At 29.7% G+C, this 18,107-nt stretch carries 13 protein-coding genes; 5 read left to right on the plus strand and 8 right to left on the minus strand.

Translation table 11 applies throughout. The features are described from left to right. The first annotated feature begins 2 nt into the window (after positions 1-2). The gene (locus OD91_RS11995; RefSeq protein ID WP_144896624.1) at positions 3-833 is read left to right on the plus strand and encodes an SDR family oxidoreductase; all 831 of its coding nucleotides are present in this window, start codon (positions 3-5) and stop codon (positions 831-833) included. Here the strand turns inward: OD91_RS11995 and OD91_RS12000 are convergent. Then, positions 823-2,277 (minus strand): NAD(P)/FAD-dependent oxidoreductase, encoded by a 1,455-nt coding sequence (locus OD91_RS12000; RefSeq protein ID WP_144896625.1) that lies wholly within the window; start codon positions 2,275-2,277, stop codon positions 823-825. The two genes, OD91_RS11995 and OD91_RS12000, sit on opposite strands and share 11 nt — an antisense overlap. A gap of 154 nt (positions 2,278-2,431) precedes the next feature. On the opposite strand from OD91_RS12000, the gene OD91_RS12005 reads away from it, so the two are divergent. The 4 genes from OD91_RS12005 to OD91_RS12020 all read left to right on the plus strand — a co-directional run bounded on the left by OD91_RS12005 (position 2,432) and on the right by OD91_RS12020 (position 10,744). After that, on the plus strand, positions 2,432-3,121 hold the full coding sequence (locus OD91_RS12005; RefSeq protein ID WP_255513250.1) for a DJ-1/PfpI family protein: 690 nt from the start codon (positions 2,432-2,434) through the stop codon (positions 3,119-3,121). A gap of 65 nt (positions 3,122-3,186) precedes the next feature. Further along, on the plus strand, positions 3,187-7,113 hold the full coding sequence (locus OD91_RS12010) for a carboxypeptidase-like regulatory domain-containing protein (protein WP_144896627.1): 3,927 nt from the start codon (positions 3,187-3,189) through the stop codon (positions 7,111-7,113). A gap of 37 nt (positions 7,114-7,150) precedes the next feature. Next, entirely contained in the window at positions 7,151-8,740 is a 1,590-nt protein-coding gene (locus tag OD91_RS12015; RefSeq protein WP_144896628.1) for an amidohydrolase family protein, read from the plus strand. A gap of 39 nt (positions 8,741-8,779) precedes the next feature. Next, positions 8,780-10,744, plus strand: a complete 1,965-nt coding sequence (locus OD91_RS12020) for a YgiQ family radical SAM protein (protein WP_144896629.1) — start codon at positions 8,780-8,782, stop codon at positions 10,742-10,744. A 28-nt stretch (positions 10,745-10,772) separates the two neighbouring features. On the opposite strand, the gene OD91_RS12025 is transcribed toward OD91_RS12020, so the two are convergent. The 7 genes from OD91_RS12025 to OD91_RS12055 form a co-directional block, all read right to left on the minus strand. After that, positions 10,773-11,663 (minus strand): dienelactone hydrolase family protein, encoded by an 891-nt coding sequence (locus tag OD91_RS12025; protein ID WP_144896630.1) that lies wholly within the window; start codon positions 11,661-11,663, stop codon positions 10,773-10,775. A 60-nt stretch (positions 11,664-11,723) separates the two neighbouring features. Then, a complete protein-coding gene (locus tag OD91_RS12030; protein WP_144896631.1) occupies positions 11,724-12,263 on the minus strand; it encodes a sigma-70 family RNA polymerase sigma factor in 540 nt (179 codons plus the stop codon). A gap of 178 nt (positions 12,264-12,441) precedes the next feature. Continuing rightward, positions 12,442-13,059 carry a hypothetical protein gene (locus OD91_RS12035; RefSeq protein WP_144896632.1) on the minus strand — a complete coding sequence of 206 codons (618 nt, stop codon included), beginning with the start codon at positions 13,057-13,059 and terminating at the stop codon, positions 12,442-12,444. Further along, complete coding sequence (locus tag OD91_RS12040) at positions 13,043-13,525, minus strand: RNA polymerase sigma factor (RefSeq protein ID WP_144896633.1); 483 nt, start codon at positions 13,523-13,525, stop codon at positions 13,043-13,045. Before OD91_RS12040 ends, OD91_RS12035 begins: the two co-directional genes overlap by 17 nt. 130 nt (positions 13,526-13,655) lie before the next feature. Then, on the minus strand, positions 13,656-14,183 hold the full coding sequence (locus tag OD91_RS12045) for a hypothetical protein (RefSeq protein WP_144896634.1): 528 nt from the start codon (positions 14,181-14,183) through the stop codon (positions 13,656-13,658). Between the two features lie 60 nt (positions 14,184-14,243). Beyond that, positions 14,244-17,705 carry a methylmalonyl-CoA mutase family protein gene (locus tag OD91_RS12050; RefSeq protein ID WP_144896635.1) on the minus strand — a complete coding sequence of 1,154 codons (3,462 nt, stop codon included), beginning with the start codon at positions 17,703-17,705 and terminating at the stop codon, positions 14,244-14,246. Positions 17,706-17,775: 70 nt separating this feature from the next. Beyond that, positions 17,776-18,078, minus strand: coding sequence for a hypothetical protein (locus OD91_RS12055; protein WP_370511747.1), 303 nt, complete (start codon positions 18,076-18,078; stop codon positions 17,776-17,778). Positions 18,079-18,107 lie beyond the last annotated feature (29 nt).

Raw genomic sequence — 18,107 nt, forward strand, 5'->3', positions numbered from 1 at the left:
AGTTGAAAAACTTCAAAAATAAAATAGTAGTTGTTACAGGAGCTGCATCAGGCATGGGGAAATCGTATGCTATTGAATTTGCTAAATTGGGGGCTAAGTTAGCTTTATGTGATTTTAATTTTGACGGACTAAAAGAAGTTATTTTAGAAGTAGAGGCTATAATTGGTAAAGAAAATGTTTATATCCAAAAAGTAGATGTGTCTAATAAAGAACAGATATTTGACTTTGCCAATAATGTAAAAACAACTTTAGGAAATGCACATGTAGTAATTAACAATGCAGGAATTGAAGGTGATTTAAAACCTTTTTACAATATTGAAATTGATGATTTTAAAAGGTTAATGGATGTTAATTTTTACGGTGTTGTTTATGGTTCTAAAGCATTTTTACCACAATTAGTGGCAAATAAAGAAGGAGCTTTAGTAAATGTATCTAGTGTCTTTGGGTTAATTGCTCCTCCTATAAATTCTGATTATGCAGCATCTAAATTTGCTGTTCGAGGTTTTACAGAATCGTTAATGGCAGAATTTCATAAAAGCCCAATTTCTATCCATTGTTTACATCCAGGAGGAATTAAAACAAATATTTCCAAGAAAGAACATGTTGTAAAACATGTTGCTAAAAACTTAACAACTTCTCCAGAAAAAATTGTAAAACATGTTATAAAATCAATCGTTAAGAAACAACCAAAAATAGTTTATGGAAATGGTGCATTTAAGTTTTGGTTTATATCAAATTTTGTTCCTAAGAAATGGTTATTTTCATTTATGAGACGTGAATTAAAAAGTGATGTAAATACAGATTCATTTAAAACCTTTAATGCTAATTTTTAGTAAAAACTAAACGCTTTTCATTTATTTTATCAATCCTTAAAACTTTATAATCTAAAATAAAGTTTTGATACAATCTCCAAGGAAATCTATCACCTTGTTTAGGTAAAATGTCGATAGCTCTATGTATGTAACCAGAATCTAAATTGATTAAAGGGATTTGTCCTAAATTTTCTTCAATTACTTGTGATTTTACTGCGGAGTAATTATTTTTATCTAGGTATTTTAACATTCTAGAAATATACTCACTCGTTAAATCACTTTTTAAAGTCCAAGAAGCATTTGTATAGCCTGCAAAAACAAAAAAGTTTGGCAATTCACTTAGCATTAATCCTTTGTAAATAAATTGTTTTGTAATATCAAAAGGAACATTGTCCAAAGATATTTTTGCCCCACCAAAAGGTAAAAGGCTTAAACCTGTAGCGCTTACAATAATATCTGCTTCTACAATTTGACCTGAATTTAATTTGATGCCATTTTCTACAAAAGTATCAATTGTGTCTGTAATTACATCTGCTTTTCCAGCTTTTAAAGCCTTAAAAAAATCGCCATCTGGTACTAAACAAAAACGTTGATCCCAAGGTTTATAATTGGGTGTAAAATGAGGTTCTATAGGGAAATCGCCTAATTCTTTTTTTATTCCTTTGAAAATGAGTTTTTTCATTGTTTCAGGAAACTTTCTGCACAAATTAAAAAACAACATATCTGTTAAAATATTTTTAGTTCTCACTAAAGTATGTGCAATTTTACCTGGTAGTATTTTTTTTATAAAACCAGCAATTTTATCTTTGTTAGGAAGTGCTGCAATATAAGTAGGTGATCTTTGAAGCATGGTAACTTTTTGAACTTTATCAGCTATAGAAGGCACTATAGTTACTGCAGTTGCACCACTACCTATTACCACTACTTTTTTATTACTATAATCTAAATTAATATCCCATTTTTGCGGATGGATAAAAGTTCCTTTAAAATTTTCTAATCCTTTAAATTTAGGTGTGTAACCATGATCGTAATTATAGTAACCACTACAATTAAAAATATGATTTGAAGTATAGAAGGATTCTTCCTTGGTAATAGGATTGATCGTTTTTACAGTCCATAAATTGGTAGAAGTATCAAAATTACAAGAAATTACTTTTTGATTGAAAGTAATATTTTCTGTCACTTTAAATTCTTCTGAAGCCTCTTTTAAATATTTTAAGATTGAAGGTGCAGGTGCAAAAGATTTATCATCATCCCAAGTTTTAAAAGAATAACCAAATGTGTACATATCAGAATCTGAACGAATTCCTGGATATTTAAATAAACTCCAAGTACCCCCAATTTCTGTTCTTGCTTCTAAGATTTTGTATGTTTTGTTTTTGTTTTTTCTATGTAAATGGCAAGCAGCTCCAATGCCAGATAATCCTGCTCCTATAATAACGATGTCAAATTGATTTTTACTCATTTAATATTTTTAAAAGTGATTAAAAGTACGAAATAATTAATTGTAGAAAATTATCTTAAATTAATTGTAGAAAGAATTGTATTTTTAGATACTAAATTATTTAAATATGAAAAATATATTTTATGTTTTTTTGGTCGTTTTTTTAACTAGTTGCATGACTAAAGTTGATAAAGAAAATGTAGAACAAAGCGAAAAAAAGGTGTTTCCTAAACTAAAAAAAGATCGGTATAATGTTGCTTTTTTAATAATGGATGGAACCTATAATACAGAACTTACAGCTCCTTATGATATTTTTCAGCATACTATTTTTAGGAAAGGGATAAAACCAATGAATGTGTTTACGGTTGCAAATACAGATAAAGCAATAACTTCTTTTGAAGGAATGAGAATTCTTCCTGATTTCAATTATTTAAAAGATTCGTTACCTAAGATTGATATTTTAGTTGTGCCAAGTGCCGAACATCATTTAGATACAGATTTAGAAGATGAGAAATTAATAGCGTTTGTTCAAAAAGTTGATAAAGAAGCGCAATATATTACTTCTCATTGTGATGGTGCTTTTGTGCTAGCAAAGGCAGGAATTTTAGATGGTAAAGTATCTACTACTTTTCCTTCAGATATTGATAAAATGAGAATCATGTTTCCTGATTTAGACATAAGAAAAGAAGTTTTATTTGTTCATGATGGAAAATATATTACTTCAGCTGGTGGCGCAAAATCTTTTGAAGCAGCATTATATTTATGCGAATATTTATACGGACCAGAAATTGCTAGAAGTTTAGCAGGTGGATTAGTAATAGATTGGGATTTAGAAAAAGTGCCACATTTTATTATTAATGATTAAGAGTCTGGAATGATTTTTGATAAATTTTAACTATCTTTAAATCAGTATTCTAAAAAAAAAATATTATGAAAAAAACTACTTCTTTATTATTGGTTATGTTGTTTTTAGGATTGTCTGTACAATCTCAAACTACAAAAAATTCACTTCGTACAATTGCTGGAACTATCTCAAATGGGGAAAAAATAGTATCAAATGTTACTATTCTCAATAAGAATTCATTAAAAGGGACAGTAACAAATACTTACGGAAATTATGAAATTTCAGCAAAAACAAATGATGTTTTAGAATTTAGTTATGTAGGGTATAAAAAAGTAACTATTCAAATTGAAGACGTTACTAAAACGCTAAATATTACGTTGACTCAAGTACGAAATGAGTTAGATGAAGTAGTCGTAACAACCAAAAAAAGAGATAAAAGAACTCCCATAGAAAAAGCAATGACTATGGAGTTTACTAGTTTTGATGGGAGAAAAATTAAACCAGGAAGAAGTTCAGGTGCCGTATTTTATTATGATAATAAAGATTTGAAAGTATTTAACACGCAATTTTTAGATCAAGTATTAGCAAGTAGGTTTTTTAATGTTAGAAACTTGGATTATGATGGTGTTTTTTATAAAATTGCACAAGCACCACCAATAGAGTTTTCTGAAGTAGAGCATATGTTTGTTATGAAAAAAGCAAATTTAGTAATTATAAGAACAAAGAACCATCCAGATGTACGAAAAGCTAAGATAGCGGAAATAACTGCTAAAAACCAAAATCAATATTATTATGAAAAAGATGCATTGGCTATAAAAAAACTAAGTAAAGTAAAAGGAGAGTTAAAAAATATTACTGGTAGTGTTTCACACTTAGAAAATTCGTTAGAAGGTGTTCATGTTGTTAATAGAACTAGAAATTTAGGAGTAAAAACAGATGAAAATGGTCGTTATAGAATAGCAGTTAATACAGGTGATATTTTAAAATATTCTTATGTTGGGTTTAATTCAGTTCAGATAATTGTTGAAGATATTACTTCTGTATTAAATATAAAAATATCCCCAAAAGTTAGTCAATTAGATGAAGTAACTGTAGCAACTAAAAAAAGAGTTAAAAGAACGCCAATAGAAAAGGCAATGAAAATGGAGATTTCTGGTTTTGGGAAAGTTGCTAAAAGTTATGGAGCAGTATCTTATTTTGATAATGAAGCCATGAAAGTATTTGCACCAGGTCTCCCATTAGAAGAAGTGCTTAATGGTCGATTATCTTTAAGGAAAGAAAAAAATGATTTTGGTGAAGATGTTCTTAAGTTTAGAACTGTTTTTGGAGATTTAATAGAAGCTACTATAGATTATGATGGGGATTATTATAAAATAGCACCGCCAATAGATTTTTCTGAAGTGGAGCATATGTTTGTAATGAAAAAAGAGGCATTAATAATTATTAGAACAAAAAATCATCCAGATGTAAGAAAAGCCAAGATTGCTGAGGTAACTGCTCAGAATCAAAATCAAAATTATTATGAAGAAGATGCATTGGTTTTAAAAAAACCAAGTAAAGTTAAGGGAGGGTTAAAAAATATTACTGGTAGTGTTTCACACTTAGAAAATGCATTAGAAGGTGTTCATGTTGTTAATAGAACTAGAAATTTAGGAGTAAAAACAGATAAAAATGGTCATTATACAATAGCTGTTAATACAGGCGATATTTTAAAATATTCTTATGTTGGGTTTAATTCAGTTCAAATAGTTGTTGAAGATATTACTTCTGTATTAAATATAAAGATATCTCCAAAAGTTAACCAACTAGATAATGTAATAGTAACTAGTAAAAAGAAACAATTAAATAAAGTAGCATTGTATGGTCAAAAAGAAATAGCTACAATAAGTACTTCAGCTGGTAAATTAAATCTTAAAGGATCTGGTTTTGACGTTGATTATTTATCAGGAAAAGACCTACCATCTTACTGTGATGCAGCTCCAAAAGGAGCAAATCCATTAAAGTGTGCAGCTGAGAATAAATTTCCTTTTTTAGTTCGTTTACATGAGACTGATTCAGAACCAGTTTGGGATATAGATGGAGTTAAATATGATACTAATCAATTACCTCAATTTTCTGTTTCTGAAGTTACGGACATGTGGCTATTAAAAAATGCATCTGCAAGATTTGGCGCTAAAAAAGTGATTATTGTAAAAACGGTAAGAAACCTTGAAAATTTAAAAGCAGAAAAAGAGAAAGTTGCAGAAAAACATAAAAATCAACAATTTTATAAAGAGGATGCTTTTGTTGCCAAAAATAATATTTCTAATGAAAATAGTAAAAGGCAAAAAAGAAAAAATACTATAAGAATAATAATAGAAGGAAAAGTAGTTTCAAACAATGTACCCATAAGAGATGTAAATATTAGAGTAGAAGGAAGTGCTGTTGGTGTTTTTTCTAATGCTAATGGAGAATTTAAATTAGAAACCTATACTGGAGATATCTTACGTTTTAGTCATATTTCTTACGAAAATTTAGCTGTTGTTATAGAGAATGATACAAAAGTTTTAAACATTACTCTAACACCATTAATAAATGAGTTGGACGAAGTAACAGCTATAAATTTAAAATCGAAAGGCAGAGCCACTATTAAAGCTAAAAAAGCAAATAAAAAATTTGTTACTGCACGTGGTAATATCGATCCAAAAAGAACAGGTTTTGCAATGTCTTTTGTAGATGGAGAAGATATCTACAGTATATATCCATCAATAACTGATGCATTAGTTGGTAAAGTGCCCGGTGTTAGGAAAGATTTTATTACTGGAAAATTAATTATTAGAGAAAGTACTTCTATTAATACACCTTATTATGCTATTTGGGATGTAGATGGTTATATTTTTGAAGATGAACCTCCAATTGATTTAAATAATATTAAAAGTGTACGTATTTTAAAAACCTTAGCGGGTACAAATAAATACGGAACTAGAGGTGTTGGTGGGGTTGCAGTTGTAAAAACTAAATCAGGTAATTTTAACCCAAAAAATGCAGCACAAAATAAAATTAATGATAAATATACTAATAAAGAATTTTATAGAGATGATGCAGAAATTTTTGATCCTAATTCAAGTGATAATTCAATATTTGCAAATCTCTTAGAGAAGTTTAAAAGTAAGAAAGATGCATATGTTTACTATACACAAAATTTAAAAAATAAAGCTAAAAATTATTCAAATAATATTGATGTAGCACTTAAATTTATTAATCATTTTAAAGATCAAAACCTTGGAGTTTCAATATTTAAAGAAATTGCAATAAAGAATGATGAAAACCCTGAAATTTTAAAATCGATAGCCTACTATTATCAAGTTTTAAATGAAAGAAAAGAAGCTATTAAATTATATGAAAAGATTTATAGACTAAGACCAAAATATGCTCAATCCACAAGAGATTTGGGTAATGCGTATTTAGAAAATGATTTGTATAATAAAAGTTGGAAGCTTTACATGGGTTATTTATTAAAAGGGAATAATGTTAGTAAAGAAGGTATTGGTCAATTAATTTATAATGATATGGAGTGGCTGTATTTTCAAAGAGATAATCAGACTAAAATAACTCAAAAGTTCACACCTGTTAATAAGGATATTGATGAATTTAAAAATGATACAAGATTGGTTTTTGAGTGGAATACTTCGGAAGCAGAATTTGAATTAGAATTTGTGAATCCAGAATTAAGATCTTATGTTTTTGACCATAGTTTAGATGCAAATCCTGAACTAATCAAAGAAGAAAAAGCAATTGGTTATTCAAGTAAATACTTTTTCATTGATAACCTTCAAAATGGAGAATGGTTGGTGAATTTAAAATATAAAGGAAATAAAAAACCAGAACCTACATTTTTTAAAATAACAGCACATTATAATTGGGGTAAGCCTACAGAATATAAAAAAACCTATGTGTATAAAATGGAGAATCAAAGGAATAAAATCCAATTACTTAAAATTAATAAACAGCATTTAACGGTTGCAAATAATTAATTACTATTTTTAGGTTTAATTACTTAAAATCAGATTAATGAAACTTTTAAAAATAGTTTTTGCTATATTACTTTTTATAGCGAGTTCGATACATGCTCAAGATTCATATTTAGGAGAAGGTCCCTTTAAACAATTAATCATACGAGGAGTAACGCTTATAAACGGTGATGGATCACCTCCAAGAGGCCCAATAGATATTGTTGTAGAAAATAATAAAATTGTTAATATACAAGTTGTTGGTTATCCAGGGGTAAAAATTAATGAAGAGAAAAGACCAAAATTAAAATCAGGAGGAAAAGAATTAGATGCAGCTGGAATGTATTTGTTACCAGGTTTTGTAGATATGCATGGCCATATAGGTGGCGTTCATCAAGGAGCAGAACCAGAATATGTTTTTAAACTTTGGATGGCACATGGAATCACCACAGTTAGAGAACCAAGTGGAAGAGGTGTTGATTTTACTCTTAATTTAAAAAAATTAAGTAAAGAAAATAAAATCGTTGCACCAAGAATATTTAATTATACAGGCTTTGGTCAAACTTCAAAATCATTTAATCCATTAAATGATATTCCGATTAGCACTCCAGAACAGGCAAGGAAATGGGTGAGAGCAAATGCGAGTAAAGGCTCAGATGGAATTAAGTTTTTTGGTGCAGAGCCAGAAATAATGGCAGCTGCTTTAGATGAAAACAGAAAGCTTGGTTTAGGTTCAGCTTGTCATCATGCGCAATTAAGTGTAGCTAGATGGAATGTTTTACATTCAGCTAGAGCAGGTTTAACTACAATGGAACATTGGTATGGTTTGCCAGAGGCTTTATTTGATGATAAAACCGTGCAAGATTATCCTTTAGATTATAATTATCAAAATGAACAACATCGTTTTGAAGAAGCAGGAAAATTATGGAGTCAAGCAGCAAAGCCTTATTCAAAACATTGGAATAAAGTAATGGACGAATTATTGTCCTTAGATTTCACGTTAGATCCAACATTTAATATTTACGAAGCAAGTAGAGATTTACAAAGAGCTAGAAGGGCAGAATGGCACGAGGATTATACACTTCCATCTCTTTGGAAATTTTATGAGCCAAGTAAAATAAGTCATGGTAGTTATTGGCATTTTTGGGGGACAGAACAAGAAGTTGCCTGGAAAAAGAACTTTCAGTTATGGATGACATTTATTAATGAATATAAAAATAGAGGAGGTAGAGTAACCACAGGGTCGGATTCTGGATTTATCTATCAGTTATATGGATTTGCTTATATAAGAGAATTAGAATTATTAAGAGAAGCAGGTTTTCATCCACTAGAAGTAATTAGAGCTGCAACATTAAATGGTGCAGAAGCTTTAAAAATGGATGATAAAATAGGTTCAATTCAAATTGGAAAGTTAGCGGATTTTGTTATTGTTGATGAAAACCCATTAGTAAATTTGAAGGTTTTATATGGTACAGGAGCAATTAAATTAACGGAAGATAATAAAGTGATAAGAGCAGGAGGAGTTAAGTATACCATTAAAGATGGGGTAATTTATGATGCTAAAAGATTACTTTCTGATGTTAAGAAAATGGTAGATAAAGAGAAAGCTAAAACCAATTGGAAGTTATTACAGCCAGGTATTAAGAATTAAATAAAAACTTCAAGTAAAATTCTTGTATTTTTGCAAAATATGCAGGAAACTAAAAGACATCAATTAACAGATTGGTTACCAACTACAAACAAAGAAGTTAAAATTCGTGGTTGGGAACAATTAGATGTTATCCTTTTTAGTGGTGATGCGTATGTAGATCACCCATCTTTTGGTCCAGCAGTAATTGGGCGAATTTTAGAAAGTTATGGTTTACGAGTTGCTATTGTTCCGCAACCCAGTGTTACCGATAATCTCCAAGATTTTGAAAAATTAGGAAAACCTCGTTTGTTTTTTGGAGCAACTGGAGGCTGTATGGATCCAATGGTTTCTAATTACACAGCCAGTAAAAAACGAAGAGATAAAGATGCTTATACACCAAATGGAGATAAAGGGTTTAGACCAGATTATGCAACATCTGTGTATTCAAAAATATTAAAAGAAAAATTCCCAGATGTACCTGTTTTAATTGGTGGAATAGAAGCTTCGCTAAGACGTGTAACTCATTATGATTACTGGTCTGATAAACTATTACCAACTATTTTAGAAACTTCTAAAGCAGATATGTTGGTCTATGGAATGGGGGAACAACCCTTACGAGAAATTGTAGAATTATTACAAAAAGGCGTTCCATTTTCTAGTTTAAAAAACATCAAACAAACAGCGGTTTTAATCAATCAGAAAGAAGAAAAAATTCCTGTAATTAATGATTGGGAAGATGTTACTATCAATTCTCATGAAGCTTGTTTAAAAGATAAAAAAACATTTGCTTCCAATTTTAAAACAATTGAGCAAGAATCAAATAAATTAAAAGCAAGACGTATTTTTCAAGAAGTAGGAGAGAAGACGTTGGTTATTAATCCACCTTTTCCAACAATGACTTCAACCGAAATTGATGGTTCTTTTGATTTGCCTTATACACGACTACCACATCCAAAATATAACAAACGTGGTCCTATACCTGCGTTTGAAATGATAAAGTTTTCTATCAATATTCACAGAGGATGTTTTGGTGGATGTAGTTTTTGTACAATATCAGCACATCAAGGAAAATTTATTGCTAGTAGGAGTCAAGAATCAGTTTTAAAAGAAGTGGATAAAGTGGCAAATATGCCAGATTTTAAAGGCTATTTATCTGATATTGGTGGGCCTTCTGCAAACATGTATCAGATGAAAGGGAAAGTACAATCTATCTGTGACAAATGTGTTGCGCCAAGTTGTATTTCACCAGTGATTTGTTCTAATTTAGATACGTCTCATAAGCCGTTAACTGAATTATATCAGGCTGTAGATAAACACCCAAAGATTAAAAAATCATTTATTGGAAGTGGAATTCGACATGATATGTTAGTTCCAGAATTCAATAAAAATGCAGATCCAAAAGAGTTGGATGCGTATACAGAAGAGGTAATGACGAAACATGTTTCTGGTCGATTAAAAGTAGCGCCAGAACATACTTCAGATCCTGTTTTAAAGTTGATGCGTAAACCTTCTTTTACGTATTTCCATAAGTTTAAAGAGCGTTTTGATAGGATAAATATCAAGAAAAAGTTGAACTTACAATTGATTCCGTATTTTATTTCTAGTCACCCAGCAAGTGAGGTTGAGGATATGGCAAACTTGGCTGCAGAAACTAAGAATATGGGGTTTCAGTTAGAACAAGTTCAAGGTTTTACGCCAACACCAATGACAGTTGCTACGGTTATCTATTATTCTGGATTTCATCCGTATACAATGAAACCGACTAAAACTCCTAAGACTAAAAAGGAGAAAGAAGATCAACACAAGTTTTTCTTTTGGTATAAAAAAGAAAATAAAGATTGGATTAGAAACACCTTGAATAAAGTTGGTAGACAAGATTTATTAAAAGTGTTATTACCAGGGAACGATTCTTGGAAAAAGAATAAAAAAGCAAAAGAAACAAAAAATACGTTTGATGATGCTGTCCCTTTTAATCGAAGGAAAAAGAAAGCAACAAGATCAAAATCTAAAAAAAGAAGAAGGTAATTTGTTTTTAGTCCCAATAAATACTATTCTAACTTTTTAAATGGGTGTTAAAAAAATCAATTGTTCTTTTCCAAGATAAATCTGCAGATTCTTTGTCAAAACGCGGAGTTGTATTGTTGTGAAATCCATGGTTTGCATTTGGGTAAAAATGTGCTGTATGTTCAATTTTATTTGTCTTTAAGACTTTTTCGAAAGCTGGCCAACCTTTATTAACTCTTTTATCTAATTCACCATATTGTAATAATAAAGGTGATTTAATTTGAGCTGCCATTTCATCTGAAGGTTGCCTTCCATAGTAAGGAACAGCTGCACCTAAATCAGCTACTTGAACAGCCATCATATTCGAAATCCAACCACCAAAACAAAAACCTACAACACCAACTTTACCAGTACAGTTTTTATGGTTTTTTACAAAATTATAGGCAGCAATAAAATCTTCGAGCATTTCTAAACGATCTCTTTTTCTTTGCATTGTTCTTCCTTCGTCATCATTTCCAGGATAGCCTCCTAATGGTGTTAATGCATCTGGTGCTAAAGAAATAAAACCCTCTAAAGCGGCTCTTTTACCAACGTCTTTTATATAAGGGTTTAACCCTCTGTTTTCGTGTACTACAATAACTCCCGGTAACTTTCCTTTTGCGCCTTTTGGTAATGACAATAAACCATCAATTTTTAATCCACCTTTTGGAGAATCATAAGTAATCATTTGCGAATTTAATCGAGGGTCATCATCTTGAACAGTAATAGAATCGATATAATTTGGAGAAACAAAGCTTAAAAGAGCGGGTAAAGTAATTGCACCTACTGCATATAAAGATAGTTTGGCTAAAAATTCTTTTCTTGTAAGTTTATTATGAGCATAATCATCGTATAAATCGAATACTTCTTGGCTAATATCTTCTTTTTTAAGATCTATCATTTCGTTGAAATTTAAGTTGAGGTAAAATTTCATCTAATATAAATAAAAAAAAGAAGTACATTAACTACAAATTTTACAATCTTCTTTTTCTTGAATTTCACCAATTAGGTTTCCGTCAGAATTCATTACAAACCCACAACAATCCATAAACCCTTTTGCTATTAATTTACGAGCGCGTTGAATTTGAGATTTTGTAGTTGGTAAAGTTTGTTTTAGTTGAATTGCTACTTCTTGTTGTTTTAATCCTTTTATATCTGATAAAAATAAAGGGTCTCTGTATTTTTTTGGTAAGTTTTTTAAGATACCACGTAAACAATCTTTTTCCGTATGAACGTTTTCTGTAATTTCTGTTTCAGACTCAAAATTTGCTATTTCGAATGTTTGATTTGTAGTTTTCCAATAGTCTAAAATTGAGTTCCTAGCAATAGTAAAACACCATGGTTTCAATTTTTTGATATCTTGTAATTTATGAAGATTAGTATGAATCTTAAGAAAAGTATCCTGCAAAATATCATCAGCAATAGCAATATTTTTCACTTTGCTGATGATAAATCTTTTTAGATCTTCAGAATACTGTGTCCAAACTTGTTTTGTTGTCATTTAATTTAACAATTACAATTGTTACAAGAACAACTTTCACAAGTACAATTTGCACACTGTCCGTCTTTACATTGTTGACAATTACAAGTGCATTCGTTTTTATGTTTCATAATTTATCGTTTTAAAATTCATATAATAGACTAACAAATTACGAAAAAGATGCAGTTTTTTTATGAAATTATTTTTTTAATGTTTCAATTTCACTAATAATCATATCTAATTTGTTTAAATGTGTTGCATACAAAACTTTTGTTGATATACTAAATACAGTAAATGCTATTATTGAAGTTATTAATACAATTAATGAACCAATACCTAATATTTCAATAAATTTAGTTTCATTTGATATAAACTTATTTAAAAAACTTTTTTCTTTCACATAAAAAGTAATAACAAAAATTGATAATATAGCTATTGGAATAATAAATACTACAAGTTTTTTTGAAGATTTTGTGATTGAATTGATAACATTTTTATAGTTTTTTAAATAAGTGAGATTATCTGACTTTATATCTATATTATTAAAATTATTTAAAAGATTTCTATTATAAAAATATAAAAGAACCATTAAAAAAGAAGCATATATTCCTATAATGGCATTAGAAAATACAGACATTACGATTGCAAAAACAAGTGCTAAAGGTAGTAAGCTTTTATTGTCAATTTCATAAGTTCGTTTTATTTTATCAATTATTGATTTTGATTTTTGGTTATATAAATCATTTACTTTTGGTATTACTAATGAGTCTTCTTTAATAAAGGATTCATTCCAAATTTTTTCAATTGATTTTTCCATCTAATATTATTTTTAATTGTTTTTTTATTCTATTAATTCGAACAGCAATGTTATTAGAGCTTGTTCCTAATATATTTGCTATTTCTTGATAAGGATTTTCTTCTAAGTGCAATAAAATTATAGCTCTGTCAACATTAGATAATTTTTTAATTGCTTCATACAATAAATTTAAGTTTTCATTCTCAAAAGCTAGATTAGATTCAGATTTTTCTTTAATAAGTTCTTCTCTTTTAATTTTTCTATTCTTTTTCTTAGAAAGTGTTAAACAAATATTTAATGTAATTCTATATATCCATGTACTCCATTTAGATTTTTCTTGAAAAGCATTTCTACTTTTCCAAATTTGTAAGCAAACCTCTTGATAAAAATCTTCAAAATCTTCTTGAGTATCTGTATAGGCTCTGCAGATTTTAATTATAATACCTGAATATGGTAAAATTGATGATGTGTAAAAATCGTTACTCAAATTGTTTTTATTGTTTAGTATTCTTCAAATTAAAAATATTACAAGAAATTATATTTATTTTTTTGAAATAAAAAAATCCACACAAAATATGTGCGGATTTTCTTATTAAAATTAAGTGTTAGCTGTAAATTTATTTTGTTCTAACACCTACAAAATTATCAGACTTCAATTTAAATAATACATTAAAAGTGGTTAAGCTTCCATAGATTCTAGTAATGTACTGTTGTAAATCAATTTTATCTTGATCGTCTAACGTTTTACTTGAATTTATTTTTTGTTCCATCACTCTAATTCTATCTCTAACCATCACAATTTTATGGAAAAAAGTATCGATAGGGATTTCTTTCTCTGATAAATTAGAATCTTGTGGACGTAAAATAAGTGTTCCTTTTTTCCATCTATCTGCAATAGGAGCAATCTCTGTAACATCAGACCATTTTTGCAAAATGTCTTTTAAAGATTTTTCAACTTCGTAAAAACTAACAGTATCAACTTCATCTTCAACAGCATCAATCACTTCAAATTCACTTTCGATATCAATTGTTTCTAATCCATTTTTAATAAATGTTACCCAATAATGTTTACTTGTAACATTAGTTACAACACCAGAACCAAATTCTGAATGCTCAATTCTTGAGCCTATTCCTAATAATTTCATGTACTTTTTAATTTTTATTTAAAGATAATGATTTTAATAATTATCTGAAGGCATTACCTTCTACATATTCCTTCTATATTGTCCACCAACTTTAAATAAAGCTTCAGTAATTTGACCTAAAGAACAAACTTTTGTAGCTTCCATAAGTTTGTCAAATAAATTTTCATTCTGAATTGCTGCTTCTTGTAAAATTGCAATTTGCTCAACAACTTTAGTAGGATTTGCTTTATTAAGACTTTCTTTTGTATTAATTTGAAATTTCTTTTCATCTTCAGTAGCTCTAATAACTTCAGCAGGTTGAACTGTTGGCGATCCTTTAGAACTCAAAAAAGTGTTCACTCCAATAATTGGGAAATCACCATTATGTTTTAGCGTCTCATAATACAAACTTTCTTCCTGAATTTTAGAACGCTGATACATCGTTTCCATCGCTCCTAAAACACCACCACGTTCGGTAATTCTATCAAATTCTTCTAAAACAGCAGCTTCTACTAAATCAGTTAATTCTTCAATAATATAAGCACCTTGAATCGGATTTTCGTTTTTTGTCAATCCTAATTCTTTATTAATAATTAACTGAATTGCCATTGCTCTTCTCACAGAATCTTCTGTAGGTGTTGTTATCGCTTCATCGTAAGCGTTTGTATGTAAAGAATTGCAATTGTCGTAAATAGCATATAAAGCTTGAAGCGTAGTTCTAATGTCGTTAAAATCAATTTCTTGCGCGTGTAAAGAACGTCCAGAAGTTTGAATATGATACTTTAACATTTGCGCTCTTGGATTAGCGCCATATTTAAGTTTCATTGCTTTTGCCCAAATTTTACGAGCAACTCTACCTATAACAGCATATTCTGGATCAATTCCGTTTGAGAAGAAAAATGATAAGTTTGGACCAAATTTATTAATGTCCATTCCTCGACTTAAATAATATTCTACATAAGTAAAACCATTAGATAAAGTCAGTGCTAATTGAGTTATAGGATTTGCGCCAGCTTCTGCAATATGATAGCCAGAAATAGAAACTGAATAAAAATTACGAACTTGTTTTTCAATGAAATATTCCTGAACATCACCCATTAAACGTAAGGCAAATTCAGTTGAAAAAATACAGGTGTTTTGTGCTTGATCTTCTTTTAAAATATCAGCTTGAACCGTTCCTCTAACTTGCGCTAACGTATCTTTTTTTATTTGTTGATATACTTCTGATGGTAATACTAAATCACCAGTTAAACCTAAAAGAAGTAACCCTAAACCATTATTTCCTTCTGGTAATTTCCCTTGATATATTGGTCTTTCTAATCCTTTATAATCATAAACTTCTTTGAATTTTTCTTCAACATTTTTTTCAAGTTGATGTTCTTTGATGTATTTCTCACAATTTTGATCGATTGCCGCATTCATAAAGAATCCCAATAGCATTGGTGCTGGACCGTTAATCGTCATAGAAACTGATGTCATTTGGTGACTCAAATCGAAGCCAGAATATAATTTTTTAGCATCATCTAAACAGCAAATTGAAACGCCTGCATTCCCAATTTTACCGTAAATATCTGGTCTATGACCAGGATCGTTTCCGTATAAAGTAACAGAATCAAAAGCTGTAGAAAGTCTTTTAGCATCCATTCCTAAACTCACATAATGAAAACGTCTGTTAGTTCTTTCTGGACCACCTTCGCCAGCAAACATACGAGTTGGATCTTCACCAGTTCTTTTAAACGGATATAATCCAGCAGTATAAGGGAATTCTCCAGGAACATTTTCTTGTAAATTCCAACGTAATAAATCTCCCCAAGCTTTATATTTTGGCAAGCTTACTTTTGGTATTTTGGTGTGCGATAAAGACTCACTATGCGTTTCTATATTAATTTCTTTATCACGAACTTTAAACGAATAAATTAGATTTTTATATTTCTGAACTTTTTCATTCCAGTTTAAAATGATTTCCCAATTATAGGGATCAAGATTTAGTTTTACCTTTTCAAATTGAGCTAATAAAAGCTTCAAAAACTCTTTGTCATCTTGAGCACAGTCGAAAGACAGAATCTCATCAGTATTTAAACCAGTTTTTGTTAAAAAAGACTTCTCGACTGTGCTCGAAGTGACATCTGTTAACGATAATATTGTCTGATAAATACCATACAATTTTTGAGCAATGATAACTTGCTTATCAACTTTTTCATCATAATTCCTATTAGAATCAGCTATCTCTGATAAATAACGAACACGTTTAGGTGGAATTACAAATATCTTTTCAGACATTTTTTTGGTAATTTCTATATTCGATTTTAAATCTGTGCCAGTCTTTTCAACCAGTTTATCCATAATACGTTTGTATAACGTATTCATTCCTGGGTCGTTAAATTGTGAAGCAATAGTTCCAAAAACAGGCATGTCATCCATATGAACATCCCATAAATTATTGTTACGCATGTATTGTTTTTTTACATCACGTATCGCATCTAAAGCACCACGTTTATCAAATTTATTAATGGCTACTAAATCTGCAAAATCTAGCATGTCAATCTTCTCTAACTGAGTTGCAGCACCAAATTCTGGAGTCATCACATATAAAGAAGTATCTGAATGTTCAATAATTTCGGTATCTGATTGCCCAATTCCAGAAGTCTCTAAAATGATCAAATCAAACTCGGCAGCTTTTAAAACTTCGATAGCTTCATTCACATATTTAGACAATGCTAAATTAGATTGACGTGTTGCTAATGAACGCATATAAACTCGAGAATTATTGATTGCATTCATTCTAATTCTATCTCCTAAAAGTGCGCCACCCGTTTTTCTTTTTGATGGATCAACAGAAATTAAGCCTATTGTTTTATCAGGAAAATCAATTAAAAAACGACGAACTAATTCATCAACTAAAGAAGATTTTCCTGCGCCACCAGTTCCTGTAATTCCGAGAACTGGGGTGGAAGCCCCTTTTAATTTTCCCAAATGGGAAAAAAGCCTATCGAATTCTGTATGTTGATTTTCTGCAAAAGAAATTAATCTTGCTATTGTATTTGTATTTTTTTCTTTTAAAAAGTCTGCTATTTCCATCCCTTTGGGAAGGATTAAGGATGGGCTTTTGAAGTCTGATTTTTTAACCAAATCATTTATCATTCCTTGTAAACCCAATTCACGACCATCATCTGGAGAATAAATTCTTGTAATTCCATATTCCATTAATTCTTTAATCTCTTCAGGAAGAATTACACCGCCACCTCCGCCAAAAATTTTGATATGACCTGCACCTTTTTCTTGCAACAAATCATACATGTATTTAAAATACTCATTATGACCACCTTGATAAGATGTCATTGCAATAGCATTTACATCTTCTTGAATGGCACAGTTTACCACTTCTTCAACAGATCTATCATGTCCTAAATGAATGACTTCTACACCTGTAGATTGTATAATTCTTCGCATAATATTGATGGCTGCATCGTGTCCGTCAAATAATGAAGCTGCTGTTACAATACGAACTTTATGTGTAGGTTTATAAGGTTGAATTTGTTTCATTCGTAATAAATCAAGTGTTTTGAGGTTGCAATTTACGAAATTATCAATAAAAAAACGATTTTACTGATAATTATAAATAAGAAAAAAATGCCCAAGTTTTTCTTTTTTTAACATATTCGAGATTTTTTTCATGTTGATACGCTTCTCTTTCAAAACTTAAATTTTTATACGCAATATATCCGTTTTGATATTTCATATATTTTATAATCCATTCGATTCCGTAAAAAAGATAAAAGAAGATGATTAATAATTCGAGTTGTTGTTTTAAATGAATTTTTTCATGGTTGATTAGAATTATATCTTCTTTTAAATCTTTTCGTTTTAAAAAGATAAAAGGGAAAATTGTGATTCCAGTAAATCCTTTTGGAACCATAAATTTAGAAATAAATATCATCAGTATAA

This window comes from Lutibacter sp. Hel_I_33_5 (genome assembly GCF_007827455.1).
In the GTDB taxonomy this organism is placed as follows: Bacteria; Bacteroidota; Bacteroidia; order Flavobacteriales; family Flavobacteriaceae; genus Polaribacter.

What these genes read in the sequence shown, in the direction of transcription:
- OD91_RS12000 (WP_144896625.1), bottom strand. Translation starts at nt 2,277, where the DNA reads ATGAGTAAAAATCAATTTGACATCGTTATTATAGGAGCAGGATTATCT.
- OD91_RS12005 (WP_255513250.1), top strand. Translation starts at nt 2,432, where the DNA reads ATGACTAAAGTTGATAAAGAAAATGTAGAACAAAGCGAAAAAAAGGTG.
- OD91_RS12010 (WP_144896627.1), top strand. Translation starts at nt 3,187, where the DNA reads ATGAAAAAAACTACTTCTTTATTATTGGTTATGTTGTTTTTAGGATTG.
- OD91_RS12015 (WP_144896628.1), top strand. Translation starts at nt 7,151, where the DNA reads ATGAAACTTTTAAAAATAGTTTTTGCTATATTACTTTTTATAGCGAGT.
- OD91_RS12020 (WP_144896629.1), top strand. Translation starts at nt 8,780, where the DNA reads ATGCAGGAAACTAAAAGACATCAATTAACAGATTGGTTACCAACTACA.
- OD91_RS12025 (WP_144896630.1), bottom strand. Translation starts at nt 11,663, where the DNA reads ATGATAGATCTTAAAAAAGAAGATATTAGCCAAGAAGTATTCGATTTA.
- OD91_RS12030 (WP_144896631.1), bottom strand. Translation starts at nt 12,263, where the DNA reads ATGACAACAAAACAAGTTTGGACACAGTATTCTGAAGATCTAAAAAGA.
- OD91_RS12035 (WP_144896632.1), bottom strand. Translation starts at nt 13,059, where the DNA reads ATGGAAAAATCAATTGAAAAAATTTGGAATGAATCCTTTATTAAAGAA.
- OD91_RS12045 (WP_144896634.1), bottom strand. Translation starts at nt 14,183, where the DNA reads ATGAAATTATTAGGAATAGGCTCAAGAATTGAGCATTCAGAATTTGGT.
- OD91_RS12050 (WP_144896635.1), bottom strand. Translation starts at nt 17,705, where the DNA reads ATGAAACAAATTCAACCTTATAAACCTACACATAAAGTTCGTATTGTA.
- OD91_RS12055 (WP_370511747.1), bottom strand. Translation starts at nt 18,078, where the DNA reads ATGGTTCCAAAAGGATTTACTGGAATCACAATTTTCCCTTTTATCTTT.